Annotated in this window: 10 protein-coding genes; all 10 read left to right on the top strand. The window is 42.8% G+C overall.

Annotated features, from left to right (window positions below):
- Nucleotides 1-50: 50 nt before the first annotated feature.
- Nucleotides 51-3,266, top strand: coding sequence for a TonB-dependent receptor (locus AAHJ11_RS15235; protein ID WP_320975081.1), 3,216 nt, complete (start codon nt 51-53; stop codon nt 3,264-3,266).
- 20 nt (nt 3,267-3,286) lie between these two features.
- Nucleotides 3,287-4,765: a RagB/SusD family nutrient uptake outer membrane protein gene (locus tag AAHJ11_RS15230; protein ID WP_117610748.1), complete on the top strand. Its 1,479-nt coding sequence runs from the start codon at nt 3,287-3,289 to the stop codon at nt 4,763-4,765.
- Nucleotides 4,766-4,788: 23 nt separating this feature from the next.
- A complete protein-coding gene (locus tag AAHJ11_RS15225) occupies nt 4,789-5,865 on the top strand; it encodes a cellulase family glycosylhydrolase (RefSeq protein WP_117936969.1) in 1,077 nt (358 codons plus the stop codon).
- A 36-nt stretch (nt 5,866-5,901) separates the two neighbouring features.
- On the top strand, nt 5,902-7,779 hold the full coding sequence (locus tag AAHJ11_RS15220; RefSeq protein WP_217721034.1) for a hypothetical protein: 1,878 nt from the start codon (nt 5,902-5,904) through the stop codon (nt 7,777-7,779).
- Between the two features lie 26 nt (nt 7,780-7,805).
- A complete protein-coding gene (locus AAHJ11_RS15215) occupies nt 7,806-9,695 on the top strand; it encodes a hypothetical protein (RefSeq protein WP_320975082.1) in 1,890 nt (629 codons plus the stop codon).
- Between the two features lie 37 nt (nt 9,696-9,732).
- On the top strand, nt 9,733-12,987 hold the full coding sequence (locus AAHJ11_RS15210) for a DUF5107 domain-containing protein (RefSeq protein ID WP_320975083.1): 3,255 nt from the start codon (nt 9,733-9,735) through the stop codon (nt 12,985-12,987).
- A 226-nt stretch (nt 12,988-13,213) separates the two neighbouring features.
- Entirely contained in the window at nt 13,214-13,735 is a 522-nt protein-coding gene (locus tag AAHJ11_RS15205) for an RNA polymerase sigma-70 factor (RefSeq protein ID WP_217721035.1), read from the top strand.
- 28 nt (nt 13,736-13,763) lie between these two features.
- Nucleotides 13,764-14,903 (top strand): aldose epimerase family protein, encoded by a 1,140-nt coding sequence (locus AAHJ11_RS15200; RefSeq protein WP_217720986.1) that lies wholly within the window; start codon nt 13,764-13,766, stop codon nt 14,901-14,903.
- Between the two features lie 116 nt (nt 14,904-15,019).
- A complete protein-coding gene (locus AAHJ11_RS15195; protein ID WP_217720987.1) occupies nt 15,020-15,823 on the top strand; it encodes an inositol monophosphatase family protein in 804 nt (267 codons plus the stop codon).
- A 31-nt stretch (nt 15,824-15,854) separates the two neighbouring features.
- Nucleotides 15,855-16,562, top strand: a complete 708-nt coding sequence (locus tag AAHJ11_RS15190) for a ComF family protein (RefSeq protein WP_195650252.1) — start codon at nt 15,855-15,857, stop codon at nt 16,560-16,562.
- Nucleotides 16,563-16,625 lie beyond the last annotated feature (63 nt).

Genomic DNA, 16,625 nt, shown 5'->3' with positions numbered 1-16,625 from the left:
CAGACAAAGGTAATAATTAATTCCTTTATTTAACCTTAAATGAGTTTACAATGTTGAAGCTAAAACAAATATTATGTAGCATTCTTGTTTTGGGCAGCCTGCTTTCCAGCCCTTCGCTATGGGCGCAGAAAGAGACTAAAGTCAATATCGCTGCCAAGCAGATTTCTTTAAAGAATCTGATACAAGCTGTTGAAAAACAGACAGATTATACTTTTGTGTTCGATAATTCTATCCCTCTGTCACGTATTGTTTCCCTGAAAGGAGGTTCTCAATATCTTTCGGATGTGCTGAAACAGGCCTTTGATAAAAGTGACATTGTGTATGAAATAGTAGGCAAACAGATTGTTTTACAAAAGGTGCAGGCGAAGACCAACCGGACGATTTCGGGTGTGGTGAAAGATGAACAGGGAGAAGCAGTCATCGGAGCAAGCGTGCTGGTAAAAGGTACCACCAACGGTACGGTTACCGATTTTAACGGAAAGTTTGAGTTGCAGAATGTACCTGAAAGTGCCACTATTGATGTGACGTTTATAGGTTACGCCCCACAAAGCAAAAAGGTGGTGGCAGGAGTACGTTCAATGAATTTCGTTCTTGAAGAAGATACAGAGACATTGGATGAAGTAGTAGTGGTAGGTTACGGTGTACAACGCAAACGGGACCTTTCCGGTTCGATAGCTTCCGTCAAAGGCGATATCATTACTGAATATGCAAATACTTCTGTTGCGTCAGCATTACAGGGACGTGTGTCAGGCGTACAGATTCAGCAAACTAATGGCCAGCCGGGAGCCGGAATACAAGTGAGGGTACGTGGTTCCAATTCTATTCGGGGTGACAATGAACCGCTTTGGATTATCAACGGATTTCCGGGTGATATTAATATGATTAATACGGCCGATATCGAATCTGTTGAAGTGATGAAAGATGCTTCCGCAACTGCTATCTATGGTTCGCGTGGTGCCAATGGTGTCATCCTGATTACGACGAAGCAAGCTAAAGAGGGGAAGATTACCGTGGAATACAATGCCAGCTTTGGTGTACAGAGTCTGGCTAAAGAACTTGAGCTGCTCGATGCTTGGGAATATATGAACTATCTGAATGAAAAAGCAGCGATCAATAATCAGCCTACGATATATACCGATGAAGAGATTAAATCTACCCGGCATAGTACCAACTGGCAGCGTGAACTGTTTCGTAATGCACTTGTTACCGACCACTCTGTGAATGTCTCTGGTGGTACGGAAAAGGTTCAGGGAACGTTAGGAGCCAGCTATTTCGATCAGCAAGGTATCGTGAAGGAAAGTGGCTATAAACGTATGTCTATCCGTTCGAGCCTGAATTATCACATCTCAAAATATGTCACCGTGTCGAGCAACTTGATTTTCAGCCGGTCCAATCATAATCAGATGAATTCACAGGGAGGTAGCCGGGGAACGTCTGTTATCGGTTCTACACTGATTCTGCCGCCAACAGCGACACCTCATTATGACGATGGAACCTGGAATGACTTCCAGACACAACCGATTGCACCGGTAAATCCGTTGGCTTATGTGAAAGAAGTGGATAATAAATGGTACGCCAACCGGATTATGGCAAATGCTTCATTGACAATAAAACCGATAGACGGACTTTCAATTCAGTTATCTGCCAACGTAAACAATAACCAGAACCGCAAAGATTATTACAAGTCATTACAATACCCTAATTCACAAGGGGCTGCCTCTATTACATTTGGAGAAACAGTCGGTATCACAAGTAATAATATCATAACCTATAATAAGAGTTTTCTAAAAAAACACCATTTGAGTGTGATGGGTGGTTTTACCTATGAACAGAGTACGTCGAAAACTGCGGGAACGGGTACGGCCGAAGGTTTCTTGAGTGATGTGACTGAAACCTATGACATGGATGCAGCTACCGTTAAAGGGCTGCCGACATCTTCTTATTCAGATTGGCGTTTGTTCTCATTTCTGGGACGTGTCAACTATAATTATGCTGATCGCTATCTATTGACTGCCAGTCTTCGTGCTGATGGTTCCTCACGTTATAGTAAAGGAAACAAATGGGGATACTTCCCTTCAGCGGCAGCGGCCTGGCGTCTTTCGCAAGAGTCTTTTTTGCGTGATGTAGAGTGGCTTTCGGATCTAAAGTTCCGTTTGAGTTACGGAGTGACTGGTAGCACTGCCATCTCACCGTATTCTACACAGAACACATTGAGGACGGAAAATGTAGTATTTGATAAGAATACAACAGTGGCGTATGTCCCGTCAGATACCTACACCGGCGATTTGAAATGGGAAACAACCTCACAGTTTAATGTGGGGGTTGATCTGTCCCTGTTTAATAATCGCCTCCGCATGACTGCGGATTACTATCGGAAGAAAACGACTGATTTGCTGAACAATGTAGAGATGCCTCGTTCAAGTGGATACACCACTGCCCTGCGTAATATCGGTTCCATCCGTAACTCGGGGTTTGAGTTGCAACTCGACGGGCGGATTATTGATCGTGCTGTGAAATGGGATTTGGGTGTCAACTTCTCGCTTAATCGCAGCAAAGTGTTAGTCCTTTCGGAAGATAAGGATATTTTCGGTGGCGAATTGGATAACACCATTTTGAAAGACCAGCTCAATCTGATGCGTGTGGGTGAGCCAATGTATGTTTTCTACGGATATGTTGAAGATGGATACGATGAGAACGGTCATATCGTATATAAGAATATGGATGATGATCCTGCCATCACAGCAGCAGACAAGACCATCATCGGTGATCCTAATCCTGATTTTCTGGTCAATCTAACTACAGCAGTCAGTTATAAAGGGTTTACGCTAAGCGCTTTCTTCCAGAGTTCAATAGGTAATGATATATATTCGCTTAGTATGGCTGCACAAGCTTATGATTATGGATATAACGGGAATACGTTGCGCGAGGTGTACTACAACCATTGGACACCCGAGAATCCTACCGCAAAATATCCCAATCTCGACCAGACTTCCTATAAAATGTCCGATCGGTTTGTTTATGACGGCAGCTTCGTCAGACTGAAAAACCTCGAATTGGCCTACGATGTACCTTGTGCCCGTAGCAAATTCATCAAGCGCGCCCGTGTCTATGTGAGTGCCCAAAACCTGTTTACTATTACGAGCTACCCTTTCTGGGATCCGGATATAAATGCCAATGGTGGCGGAAGCTCGATGATTCAGGGGGTAGATTCGTATTGTTATCCTAGTGCCCGTACTTATACGATTGGATGCCGACTCACTTTCTAACATATAAAAACTGATGTCTTATGAAAAAATTATTGATATATATTGCCGCTTTTGCTATGATACTGGCAATGAACACATCCTGTGAAGATATGGGCTCTTTGGAAGAACATCCGAAGAAAGTGGATGCAACGACTTTTATGGCGAATGCCAAAGAAGTGGAGAGTGTTATCAATTCCATCTATTTCCAACTCCGTCGTGATCCGGGATTCAGTCGTTATCTGATTGTTCTGGAAGAAGGACTGGCGGATTATTGTATTGGAAGAGGTAACTATGCCACAGCTTATGATACCGGGCTTACCAGTGGTGGGGTGGGCTTCTCCAAAGATAGCTGGGCGGTGTTGTATCGCGCCATTCGTTTTGCCAATAATATTCTTGACGGTATAGGTAATACTCCACTCTCGCAACAGGAGTATAACAACCTCACCGGGGAAACACGTTTTCTACGTGCATTCGCCTATTCATGGCTGGCACGAAATTGGGGCGCCGTTCCTTTTTTTGATGAACAGAACATGAATGACTTTAATAAACCCCGTACTCCGGAAGCTGATATCTGGAAGTTTGTGATTGATGAGGCCGATTATGCTGCATCCAATCTGCCGGAAGTGGCTAAAGCTGCCGGACGTCCTTCGCGTTATGCCGCATTGGCATTGAAAACAGAAGCTTGTCTTTATGCCGGTCGCTATGAAGAGGCGGCTGAAGCAGCCGGTTTAATTATTTCATCCAAACGATATTCTCTGGTTGAGGTTGGCAAAGCGGATGATTTCCTCGACCTTTACGGTCATACAGCTAATGCCACTTCTGAAGAAATTTTCTATATAAAGTTCAACCGCGATAGTGGATCGACCATCGCCTATATGTATCTCTGCAAGCCCAATCCTTTCGTGAATATGGGAGCTGTAGGGATTTATACCGATTATCAGAAGAATAAATTTATTCAGAATTGGGACCAGAATGATTTACGCTATCAGTTCGGATTGTATAAACAAACGCAGAATGGAACACTCAATGCACTGACTAAAACGGGTATGATTTGCTCGAAATTCAGAGATTCGGAATGGACAGGGAGCAGTACAACTCCCAATGACAACCCGGTATATCGTTATGCTGATATTCTGCTTTATTATGCAGAAGCTGTTTGTCGCTGGAAAGGAGCTCCTACCGATGATGCCATGGAAAAATTGAATATGGTGCGGCGACGTGCTTACGGACAGAAACCGACACAAGCATCTTCTTCAGACTACAAACTGACCGATTATGCAAGTAAAGATGCTTTCCTTGCGCTGGTGTTGCAGGAGCGTGGCTACGAAACGATTTTTGAAGGTAAACGCTACAATGACCTGAAGCGTTGTGGAAAGCTTGCAGAAGCAGCTTTGGCTGCCGGACGTATTTCGGCTTTATCCGAAGTGGGAGATGCAGCCTACTGGTGGCCTATCCCTACCGATGAATTTAATTATAATATGGCATTGGATCAGACAAAAGACCAGAATCCTGGGTATTAACAACTTAATTAATTTGATTTCTTATGAATAGATTGAATATATTGATTGCAACAATTCTCTTTTTATTGACAACAACCGGCTGCGCCCAACAGACTGAAAGATGGTCGACGGAAAAAGCAAACGCATGGTACGCATCTCAAAAATGGCCGGTGGGTATCAACTACGTTACTGCTACGGCAATTAATCAGTTTGAGATGTGGCAAGAGGAGACTTTTGATCCGAAAACCATGGAGTTGGAGTTGGGACGTGCCGGGGAACTCGGATTCAATACGGTACGCATATTCCTGCATGATATGGTGTGGGAAGCGGATCCGGCAGGGTTTAAACAACGACTGGATACATTTCTGGGTATCTGTCAGAAACATGGTATGCGTGCCATCGTCACTTTCTTTACGAATGGTGGGCGTTTTGAGAGTCCGAAACTCGGTGTACAACCGGCTTCTGTACAGGGTGTTCATAACTCTCAATGGATACAGAGCCCCGGAGCACCATCCGTCAATGATCCGTCAACGTATCCGCGTCTGGAACGTTACGTGAAAGATGTGATGACTACCTTTAAAGCAGATGATCGTATTTTATTGTGGTGTTTATATAACGAACCGGAAAACTTCAAGCAGAAAGCACATAGTATGCCATTGTTGCGCGAAGTGTTCCGTTGGGCACGTGAGGTGAATCCCTCGCAACCGCTGTCGTCTCCGATATGGATTTATCCCGGAGGACATGGCACACGCAGTAATTTGCCGATTATCAGTTTTCTGGGTGAGAATTGTGACGTTATGACCTTTCACTGTTATTATGGACCTGAAGAAATGGAAAAATTCATCGCTTTCATGAAGCAGTTTGATCGTCCGGTTATCTGTCAGGAGTATATGGGACGTCCTCGTTCAACTTTTGAAGAAATAATGCCGATTCTTAAACGTGAAAAGGTAGGTGCCATCAGTTGGGGATTGACAGCAGGAAAGTGTAATTTTCATTTACAGTGGTCGAGCAAAGCCGGAGATCCGGAACCTGAAATCTGGTTTCATGATATATTCCGTCTGGATGGTACACCTTATAGTCAACAAGAAATTGATTTTATAAAAAGTATGACTTCAAACTGATCGATAACGGATTGAACAAATAAAAGAATGAATATGATGAAAAAGTTAAAAACTCATAGATACCTTTTGGTAACAGTGATGGGGCTTCTCGTTGCTTGTACATCTTATACCTCAACGGATGAGTGGCCTAATCCGCGTCCTAATTCAAATCCTGACCCTGAACCGGTCACCGGAGAGATTACCTCTATTCAGTCGCTCAATAAAAGTGAAAATGTAGCAGTGAACTCTCATGCGGACGAATGGGGGAATAGTTCTCTCGAGTTAGACTATCGCCGGTTGCTGACTTTGGAAAGTCCGGCACTGTCGGCAGTGAATGCTCTTTATCCCCGTATCAAGAAATTGGGTGACGGGACCTATTTGCTACTATACCAGCAGGGACCACAGGCTTGGAATGTCTATTATGCTTTAAGTACTAATCTGATTACATGGCAGAATGCATCTAGTCCTCTGTTTCAGAGCGAAAGTGCCCAGCAAACTTCCGGTGCCAGTGATACACGCTGTTTCTCATCATGTGATGCAGTCGTTCTGGCAAATAAGGATATTTTGGCCTTCGCTTCCTTTCGCTTGAATCAGGGATACAGGGTCGATCCGCAGAGTAATGGTATTATGATGAGGCGTTCTTCCGATAATGGACGTACTTGGTCGACTGCCCAGATTATTTATCAGGGAACGACTTGGGAACCTTATGCATTACAACTTCGTTCGGGTGAAATACAGGTCTATTTTACGGATAGCGAGCCTCTCACAGCCGATTCGGGGACTGCCATGCTGCGCTCTATGGATAATGGGCGGACATGGACGGTCGTTGGAAAGGTGATCCGTCAAAAGACTGGACTGGCTATAGATGGTTCGGGCAAACAAATTTATTCGGATCAGATGCCTTCTGCCCGCGAATTAAATAATTCGACGAAGATTGCAGTAGCTACAGAAACACGTTTCAGAGATGAAGGCGACGTTTATCATATTTCAATGGCGTGGAGCTCCGACAACTGGGCTTCGGCTCCATTGACCGGAGATGAAGTAGGGCCTTCGGACCGTAAACTCAATTTTGTGCAGAAGGCTGCAGCACCTTATCTGGCACAATTCCCTTCGGGAGAGACTGTTTTGTCGTACAATGCTTCTTCTCTCTTTACCATGCAGGTGGGTAACACAGAGGCTTCCCAATGGGGAGAAACGTATCAGCCATTCAGTGGAAAAGGGTATTGGGGAGCGACGGAAATTATTGATCCGCATACTCTTGTAGCTGCCATGCCTGCTACTTTTGTCAATAGCGAGAATAAAGATGCTGCCCGTATTCAGATTGGACAGTTTGTTCTGAATCATCGGATTAATGCTTCCGGAATGACACCGGTGATAGACGCTGACAATTCGGATTGGAGTGCAGTCAGTGATGCACTATTTATCGGAAGTGTGTCCACTACACAAGCCGTGTTCCGCTTTGCTTATGATGCAGAAAATGTATATTGTCTGGTGGAACGTCTTGATAAAGACTTGACTACAGACGACAGCATGGAATTGATTTTTCAGGGTGGAGATGCTACCGGAACTCCTCTTAAAATCTCTCTTATTCCGGATGCAGTTCAATATACCATTAAATGTAGTCATTCTTCAGTAACTTGTAAAGGTGCGGTTCACGGAACTTTTGGTGATACGGCAGCCGATAAGGGATATGTAGTCGAAATGGCTATTCCACGGACTTTACTTCGGGTGGTGGCCGACCGTTTGATGTTTAATGCTACCTTATACGATCAGAATGGTAGTGATACCTTTACTGGACTGACTGCTACGAATTATGAGAAATGGTTGCCAATCGTTTTAAAAGCTGCTACGGACCCTGAACCTCTACCGGGGGAAGGAGATACCGGTACTGGACCTTCCTGGAATAATGGCGATACGGAAGGTACATGGAAATAATGATAACATTTTAAATTTGCGAGACCATGAAAAAAAATAAAATTCTGATTCTTCTGGTAATTGGTTTATCATTGGGTAGTTGTGTGCAAACTGATGACGAGGCGTTTTCTCCGGAACCGACCGTAAAAGGAGGAGAAAAATCCATTACGGCAATTTGTGCTGTTACCGCCACAACACGCACGTCGCTTAATGCATCCATGAATGTGGTTTGGACCCAAAATGATGAGATACGGCTGTTTGGCACTTCAACGCCGAATGGAGCTGTTTATACTACTGCTGCCAATAGTGTTCGTACCGCTGTTTTTGATCCGGTGGACGCTCCTGTAGATGATGCCATCCGATATGCTATTTATCCGGCGTCGGCTGCGTCAGGCAGCCAGCTTGAAGGTACGACACTTGCTATTGACTTTTCGGCACTTGCCGGACAGAAATGGATGGGTGCATTTAATGCCGATAGTGAAATATCATCTTTGCCGATGGCGGCAGCCTCTGATGGTGAAGCCTTTTCTTTTAAGAATCTGTGTGGTGGAGTACGGATACAATTGACTGACTATCAATTAATGGGGATTAGTATTAAGTCTGTAGCTGTACGCGGTAATGACGGAGAACAGGTGTCGGGTATAGCTGATGTCAATGCAGCGGATGGAATCGTATCACTTCGGAAGTCTTCCACTCCTTCTGCTGCGGCTACTGCATTGGTTACTTGTGATACAAGTGTACCTCTTTCTGCTGATAATAATCCCTCAGCTCATACTGACTTTGTTTTATTTCTTCCTGCGGTAAATTATACCAAAGGGTTGACTTTCGTCATAACGGATGCTGCCGGACGTATTTACGAACAAGCAACTCCGGGTGCTTTCACTATTGAAGCCGGGGTTGTCAAACCGATGGAATTATTGCCGGTGACGTTGTATTATGGTAAGGCAAACTGTTATCGTACGGCATCTGCAGGAACACTTGAAATAGATGTCACACCTTATTATTCATTGGCAGGAGATTATACTTATGAAAATCGCCCGAGAGTGAATGTCAATGGGGAATTAGTAGATAAGGCTGTGTCTGCAACTGTTTTGTGGACACAAACGAATTCGTCTTCATCAGGAGATGTTCTTTCTGCTGTTCCTGCATTGGAGGGAACTACTTTAAAAGTTCCTGTAAGTGGCGTGAAAGGAAATGCCCTTGTGGCTATTCGAGATGCATCGGGCAAGAATGTATGGTCTTTCCATATTTGGGTGACTGAAGCATCGGATCTTACCTATATTAATGAGGAACGGGGAACATTCAAAATGCTGGATCGTAATTTGGGTGCAACTTCTGTTACTCCTAAAGATCAGAATGCTTATGGTGCATGGTATCAGTGGGGGCGCAAAGATCCGTTCCCGCGTCCGCTTGATATTGTCCGTTCGAGTGCGACAACTGTGGATAATAAGGAACTGACCGCAAATGCAACTACTTCTGCTGAAGTGGGAACAGTAAGTTATACCATATCCAATCCTGATATAAGAATTTTTTCTGCGAATGACTGGCATAATGAATGGCGGAATAACGGACTATGGGGAAATTCTGATGGTCTTACTAAGAATGTAAAGACTGTGTATGATCCTTGTCCGGAAGGCTATTGTTTGCCCGATCAGAATTGCTATCAGGGATTCACCTTTACTTCAAAAACGGAATGTGATAACAATTACGGGCATCTGTTTGTGATTGATGGTTCGCAAACTTCTTACTTCCCGACAGGAGGTTATCTGGATAAAGGATCTAATAAGATTGCTTATCAGGAATATCGGGGGTACCAATGGACTAGTAATCCAGGGACAACAGGAGCTTATTACTTCTATTATAATAATGCAAATCTTAATTTTACAGGTCTGGACCGTGCTTCGGCAGCATCTGTCCGTTGTGTCAAGATAGAGTAAAATGAAAGATCTTTTTTTAATCATAATACATACACTCATGAAATATTTCAATATTTTATTTTTGATTTTGTTTCTCACTACAAGCGCGAAAGCACAATCGGTCAAGGTGTCTGTAAGTAAAGTCAGTATTCCGACATACACAGAACCCGAACGTGAAGAACTGCCGATGTTTGCCGAAAACAGGGTACACCAGCGGTCGAGTGGCAATCCTTATCCCAATAAAATTGTTTTGAAAGTGAATCGGGAACAAAAGGTGGATAAAGAATATACGCTTATCAAATTGGAGAATGAATATTTGGAACTCCAAATATTGCCGGAAATCGGTGGGAAGATATATGCAGCCAAAGATAAAACGAATGGATATGATTTTTTCTATAAGAACCATGTCATAAAACCAGCTCTTATCGGTGCTTTGGGCTCGTGGATTTCCGGTGGACTGGAGTTTAACTGGCCTTTTCACCATCGGGCTTCATCTTTTATGCCCACTGATTATGAGATAGAAAAGTTGCCGGGCGGAGGAGTGATCGTTTGGGTTTCGGAACATGATCCGACAGACCGGATGAAAGGTACGGTTGGTATTGTGCTTAACCCCGGTGAGTCTATCTTTGAGACAAGAGTCAAATTGTCGAATATCACCCCGTTAAGACATTCGTTTTTATGGTGGGAGAATGTGGCGGTACCTTCGAATAAGAATTATGAGATATTCTTTCCGCACGATGTAAGCCATGTGTTTTTCCATTACAAACGTTCGGTTACCACTTATCCGGTTGCAACAAATGCGGCGGGAATATTTAATGGTATTCGTTATGATGGTGCAGTTGATATAAGCAAACATAAGAATACGATTCAGCCTACTTCTTATTTTAGTGCTGCATCGCAGTATGATTTCTTTGGCGGTTATGATACCGGCAGGAAATGCGGGGTTGTGCATATCGGAGATCATTATGTGTCACCCGGTAAGAAGATGTTCACATGGGCTTACAACCAGTTGTCCCAGTCTTGGGAAAATGCTCTTACGGATACAGATGGAGCCTATTGTGAATTGATGGCAGGCAGCTATTCTGACAATCAGCCGGATTTTACATGGCTTGAACCGATGGAGACTAAAACTTTTTCGCAATATTGGTTTCCGATCGGAGAGATAGGGGTTCCGGACTTTGCAAATACGACAGGAGCTATATACGTCAAGGATGCGATTAAAGTGCAGTTGAATAAGACTCGTAATGTGAAGATTACGGTCAAAGGGGATGATCGGGTTCTGTTTTCGGGAAATGCGACGATCAAGGCGAGAGAAGAATATTCGTTGCCTGCGGATGTAAGAATGCGGTTAGGGTATTCAATAGATGTCACCGCTAATGACGGAACTGTTCTAATGTCTTATACAGTGAAGAAACACGATACTTTTAATATTCCTCATACAACACAGGATATGCCGAATATCAAAAAGGTTGAAAGTCCGCATTTGTTGTATCTTGAAGGTTTGCATGTTGATCAATATCGTGATCCTGCCACTAAAGGCGAGAGCTATTATAAAGAAGCTCTTGAACGTGATCCGAATTTTGCTCCTGCATTGATCGCTTTAGGAGAAGCAAAGTTACGCAATGCTTTTTATAGTGAGGCTTTGGAATATCTTTTGAGGGCGGAAAAAGTGTTGACACGGTTCAATACGCGTCTTGAAAATGGGAAACTGTACTATTTGTTAGGGCATGTCTATTTAGCGCTCGATGAGCAGGAGAAATCCTATGATTATTTCCAGAAAGCAGCATGGAGCAGTGCTTATGTTTCTTCCGCCATGACTTATGTGGCTATGCTTGATATACGTAAACTGGAGTATGACAAGGCTGTTCAACATCTTACTACTGCCATTACTTATCATAAAGATAATGCTGTAGCCAATGCGTTGATGATATATGCTTCTTATTTGCAGGGAGATAAAAAAGCATCGGAACGTCAATATCTGTCTGTAGAAGCGAATGATAAACTTAATCATTTGGCGCGTTACTTCGGTGTGCTGACCGGTAAAGTTAGTACCCGGGATTTTATGGAAAAGATACGGACGGATAAGAATCAGGTATGTCTCGATCTTATAGAAACTTTGCTTGTCGCTGATCTGCAGAAAGAGACTGTTTCCCTGATAGAGATGTTGCAAACACACGAGCCTCTGATTTTTAGTCTGTCTGCCATATATGCAGATATAAAAGGCGGTTCTCCGAATGATTCGGCAACGGAAGGGATTGCTTTCCCAAGCCGGCGAATTGAAATGAACAGTTTGTCTCATTGGGCAAAACAGGGAAGTCAGAAGGCACAGTTGCTGTTGGGATGTGCCCTTTACGCTAAAGGACATTATGAGAAGGCAGTCGCTCTTTGGGAAGGCTTGTCCAGTACTGATTATCGTGCTGCACGAAATCTGGCTGTCGCTTACTATTCACACATGAATCGTAAAAATGAAGTGTTACCCTTATTGAAGCAGGCATTATCCCTGAAGCTGAATGATGAACAGTTGATTTTTGAAACGGTCTATGTAATGGGTAAGTTAGGAGTTGCTCCTGCTGAACGCATTTCTTTCCTGAATAATCATAAGTCTGCAATTAGCCGCGATGATATTATGCTTGAATGGGCACGAGCTTATAACATGGCAGGACAGGAGGATAAGGCAATAGAACTTCTTAGGGGGCGTAACTTTGTCCCCGCTGAAGGTGGGGAGCATGCAGTTGCAGAACAGTATATGTTTGCTTATTTCCTGAAAGGGCGTAGATTAATGAAAGAAAATAAGATGCAAGAAGCGGCTGATTGTTTTAAGGCTGCGCAAACTTTACCTCAAAATCTGGGAGCAGGTTTGTGGAATATCGTTAGATTGGTTCCATTTAAATATTATGAAGCAATCTGTTTGAAATCTTTGGGGCAGGAAGACAAGGCCAATGAGAATTTTGATTTTATAACGGGTATTGAGGTCGATTATTTTAGTAATATGAACTTACCGGAATTGCCGTTTTATCAGGCACTTTGTTATCGTGAAACGGGTATGCCTTTCAAGGGGGATATGCTAGTCAATTATAAACTGCAAGATTGGAAAGAAGGCATGAAGACTGTTGATGCGGGTTATTTTGCCACTACTCCTTTCTTTATAAGTTTCTGCGATCGTGCCGTACAGCAACGGAGTGCTTATTATAGCTATTTACTAGCTCTGGCCTATCGCTACACTGGTGATACGAAGCAGGCACAGAAATATATTGAGCAAGCAGCGGTGAGTGATCCTTATGCTCTGAATATTTTTGCAGAAAGACAATTCTGAATGATCTTGTAAAGCTCATTTGGACGCGGATTCATACAGATTTATATGTAGAAAGAATCTGTATGTTCCGCGTCATTATCAGCATTTTTGTTTAGTGTAATTAATGTGATTTCGGTTTTAGTATTAGAAAGTGTTTTGAGGGTATGGTTCTCTTTACGAAAATGTATTCCGAAAGAAGATTATTTTTTGTAGATTTGTGAGACTGATAAACACAATTCCGGGAACGATGGATATTCAAGCCTTTCGAAATTATTACGATACATACTATGAACAACTTTGTTGTTTTCTCAACTTCTATACGCATGATGTTGCAGTCATAGAAGATGTTGTTCAGGAAGTGTTTCTCAAACTATGGGAGAATAAAGATTGTATTGAAATAACCTATATCAAAACCTATCTTTTCCGGGCTGCCAAAAATCGGGTATTAAACTATCTTCGTGATGAGGAAAACAGGCATCAGTTGTTGGAAAACTGGTTTAATCAGCAACTGGAAGAAAGGAAATATAAAGATTGTTTTGATATGGATGCTTTAACAAAGGTGGTGAATCAGGCAATTGAACAACTTCCGGAGAAATGTAGAGAAATATTTTCCTTGAGTCGGCAGGAGGGGCTTTCTTATAGACAGATTGCCGAACGTCTCGGAATTTCTGTGAAAACTGTGGAAACGCAAATAAGTATTGCACTCAAACGAATAAGAGAGATATTGTCTTCTTCTGCATTTGCATTTTTGTGGCTGTTTATTCGATAAATGTTTATTCCTTAATATTGAATATCAAATGAATCGATTTTTGGCTTGTTTGTCTTTAGCCGTACTTGTTACTGCTTGTGCGGAATGTGGCTCCAGTTCTGGAGTAAAAGAAGCTTTTTACGGTGTTACTCTTGACGGTGATACTGTTACCCAATATACTCTGACTAATGCTTCAGGTGCTCAAATCAAAGTAATTGACTATGGTTGTCGTATAACGAATATTATAGTGCCGGACAGAGAGGGGAAAATGGCAGATGTAGTGCTTGGATATGAGAATCTTAAAGATTACGAGATTGGAGCTGAGCGGTTTTTCGGGGCTTTATTAGGACGTTATGCCAACCGTATTGCCGGTGGTGATTTTATGATTGACTCGGTTCGGTATCAGCTATCGTGCAATGAATCTCCCAACGGACATCCGGGGCATTTACATGGTGGTATGAAAGGATTTGATCGTGTTATGTGGAAAGCTATGCCGATCGATACTCCTGATACGCTTGGAATTGTTTTTACCCGCCGTAGTCCTGACGGAGAAGAAGGATATCCTGGTAACTTAGATTGTAAGGTCACTTATTTCTGGACTCCGGATAATACTTGGCGTATAGAATATGAGGCGGTAACCGATTTACCGACTATCGTCAATATGTCGCAACATTGCTATTTTAACCTTCAGGGGTATGACGGAGGTTCGGTTTTAAATCATATTGTGCAAATTAATGCGGATTCAGTCACGGTTAATACTCCGTGGTATGTGCCAGCTTCGGTAGAAGCGATAACAGGAGGCCCATTGGATTTTCGTACTCCTCACAGTTTTGCGGAACGTGCCAACTCTCCCAATGAGCATATGAAACTTATGGGTGGTTATTCTGCCAATTGGATACTTCGTGATTATAATGGAGATTTGCGTTATGCCGCAACGATCACAGAACCTCAAAGTGGACGTCGAATAGAAACTTACACAACAGAGCCCGGTTTACTGATTTATACCGGCATCGGACTCTCTGAAAAGATTGTGGCTAAAGGTGGTCCACAACAGAAATCTGGTGGTTTTATATTGGAAACCATCCATCATCCGGACACGCCACATCATCCTGAATTTCCATCCTGTGTGTTACGACCTCATGAGAAATATCATTCCGTTACGGAATATAGGTTTTCTGTGCAAAAGTAATTTAATAGAGTATGCTCTGGAATTACTTATCTTTTTCCTGTAAAACTCTTATTTCTATCAAAAAAAGTGATAATTTTGGCATTGATTTGCAGATTGCCTAAATTACGAAAGATAGAATGTTAGATTTAAAGCAACTTACCACTGATGTATGCCAGATTGCTACAGAGGTTGGACATTTTTTGAAAGAAGAACGGAAGAACTTCCGTCGTGAGCGTGTGGAGGAAAAACATGCACATGATTATGTGTCTTATGTAGATAAAGAGTCAGAGGTGCGAGTGGTGAAAGCACTTGCTGCTCTACTGCCCGAAGCGGGATTCATAACAGAAGAAGGCTCTGCCACTTATCAGGACGAACCCTACTGTTGGGTCATTGATCCGTTGGATGGAACTACAAATTATATTCATGATGAGGCTCCTTATTGTGTATCTATTGCTTTACGCAATCGCACTGAACTTCTTTTAGGTGTCGTTTATGAAGTTTGCCGGGATGAATGTTTCTATGCCTGGAAAGGTGGAAAGGCTTTCATGAATGGTGAAGAAATTCATGTATCGAGTGTTGAGGATATCCAAGATGCCTTTGTTATTACAGAATTACCTTATAATCATCTGCAATATAAACAGACCGCTCTTCATCTCATCGATCAACTTTATGGAGTAGTGGGAGGTATTCGTATGAATGGTTCGGCTGCCGCTGCAATTTGCTATGTAGCTATTGGGCGTTTCGATGCGTGGATGGAAGCGTTTCTCGGAAAATGGGATTACTCCGCAGCGGCATTGATCGTCCAGCAAGCGGGAGGAAAGGTAACTAACTTCTATGGCGAAGATAACTTCATAGAAGGACATCATATTATTGCAACGAACGGAACTCTGCATTCTTTCTTTCAGAAACTTCTGGCAGAAGTCCCTCCATTGAATATGTAAGTGGTATTGCAACTTTAAAATCTCTATTATGATGAAACACACACTTCTTGTAAAAGACTGGCTTAGTTCTTTTTTATCTTTACTGTTTCCCCGTTGCTGTGTTGTTTGCGGCCGACCGTTAGCAAAGGGTGAGGAATGTATTTGTACGGTATGCAATATCAAACTACCTCGTACGAACTATCATCTTCGAAAAGATAATCCGGTAGAGCGGCTTTTCTGGGGACAAATTCCTTTGGAACGGGCTACTTCTTTTTTCTTTTATGAGAAAGGAAGCGACTTCCGGCTGATTCTTCACCGTTTGAAATATGGTGGACAGAAGGAAATAGGTGCAATTATGGGACGGTATATGGCAGCAGAACTATTATCTTCCCATTTCTTTCAAGGAATTGATGTTATAATCCCTATACCGCTTCACAAGAAAAAACAGCAAATCCGCGGTTATAACCAGAGCGAATGGATTGCCCGTGGAATCACTGCCGTAACTGGAATACCTATAGATACAGAATCCATATTGCGTAAGAAAAATACGGAAACGCAAACACATAAATCCATACTTGAACGTCGGGATAATGTGGAAGGTATCTTTGAACTTCAACGTCCCGAAATACTTGTAGGGAAACACATACTGATCGTTGACGATGTATTGACCACCGGTTCTACTACGCTGGCATGTGCTTCTTGTCTGGTGAATGTGGAGGGAATACGGATTAGTATATTGACGTTGGCAACGGTGGAGTGATTATATACGAATAAATGATATTAAATAAGAAAGCCACCCATTCAGGTGGCTTCTTTTTTGCTC

Source organism: Bacteroides sp. 90-K9/2, assembly GCF_047310725.1.
In the GTDB taxonomy this organism is placed as follows: Bacteria; Bacteroidota; Bacteroidia; order Bacteroidales; family Bacteroidaceae; genus Bacteroides; species Bacteroides vicugnae.
Note: the sequence above shows the minus strand (reverse complement) of the source record. Positions and strands in the feature narration are given on the sequence as shown.

What these genes read in the sequence shown, in the direction of transcription:
- AAHJ11_RS15235 (WP_320975081.1), top strand. Translation starts at nt 51, where the DNA reads ATGTTGAAGCTAAAACAAATATTATGTAGCATTCTTGTTTTGGGCAGC.
- AAHJ11_RS15230 (WP_117610748.1), top strand. Translation starts at nt 3,287, where the DNA reads ATGAAAAAATTATTGATATATATTGCCGCTTTTGCTATGATACTGGCA.
- AAHJ11_RS15225 (WP_117936969.1), top strand. Translation starts at nt 4,789, where the DNA reads ATGAATAGATTGAATATATTGATTGCAACAATTCTCTTTTTATTGACA.
- AAHJ11_RS15220 (WP_217721034.1), top strand. Translation starts at nt 5,902, where the DNA reads ATGAAAAAGTTAAAAACTCATAGATACCTTTTGGTAACAGTGATGGGG.
- AAHJ11_RS15215 (WP_320975082.1), top strand. Translation starts at nt 7,806, where the DNA reads ATGAAAAAAAATAAAATTCTGATTCTTCTGGTAATTGGTTTATCATTG.
- AAHJ11_RS15210 (WP_320975083.1), top strand. Translation starts at nt 9,733, where the DNA reads ATGAAATATTTCAATATTTTATTTTTGATTTTGTTTCTCACTACAAGC.
- AAHJ11_RS15205 (WP_217721035.1), top strand. Translation starts at nt 13,214, where the DNA reads ATGGATATTCAAGCCTTTCGAAATTATTACGATACATACTATGAACAA.
- AAHJ11_RS15200 (WP_217720986.1), top strand. Translation starts at nt 13,764, where the DNA reads ATGAATCGATTTTTGGCTTGTTTGTCTTTAGCCGTACTTGTTACTGCT.
- AAHJ11_RS15195 (WP_217720987.1), top strand. Translation starts at nt 15,020, where the DNA reads ATGTTAGATTTAAAGCAACTTACCACTGATGTATGCCAGATTGCTACA.
- AAHJ11_RS15190 (WP_195650252.1), top strand. Translation starts at nt 15,855, where the DNA reads ATGAAACACACACTTCTTGTAAAAGACTGGCTTAGTTCTTTTTTATCT.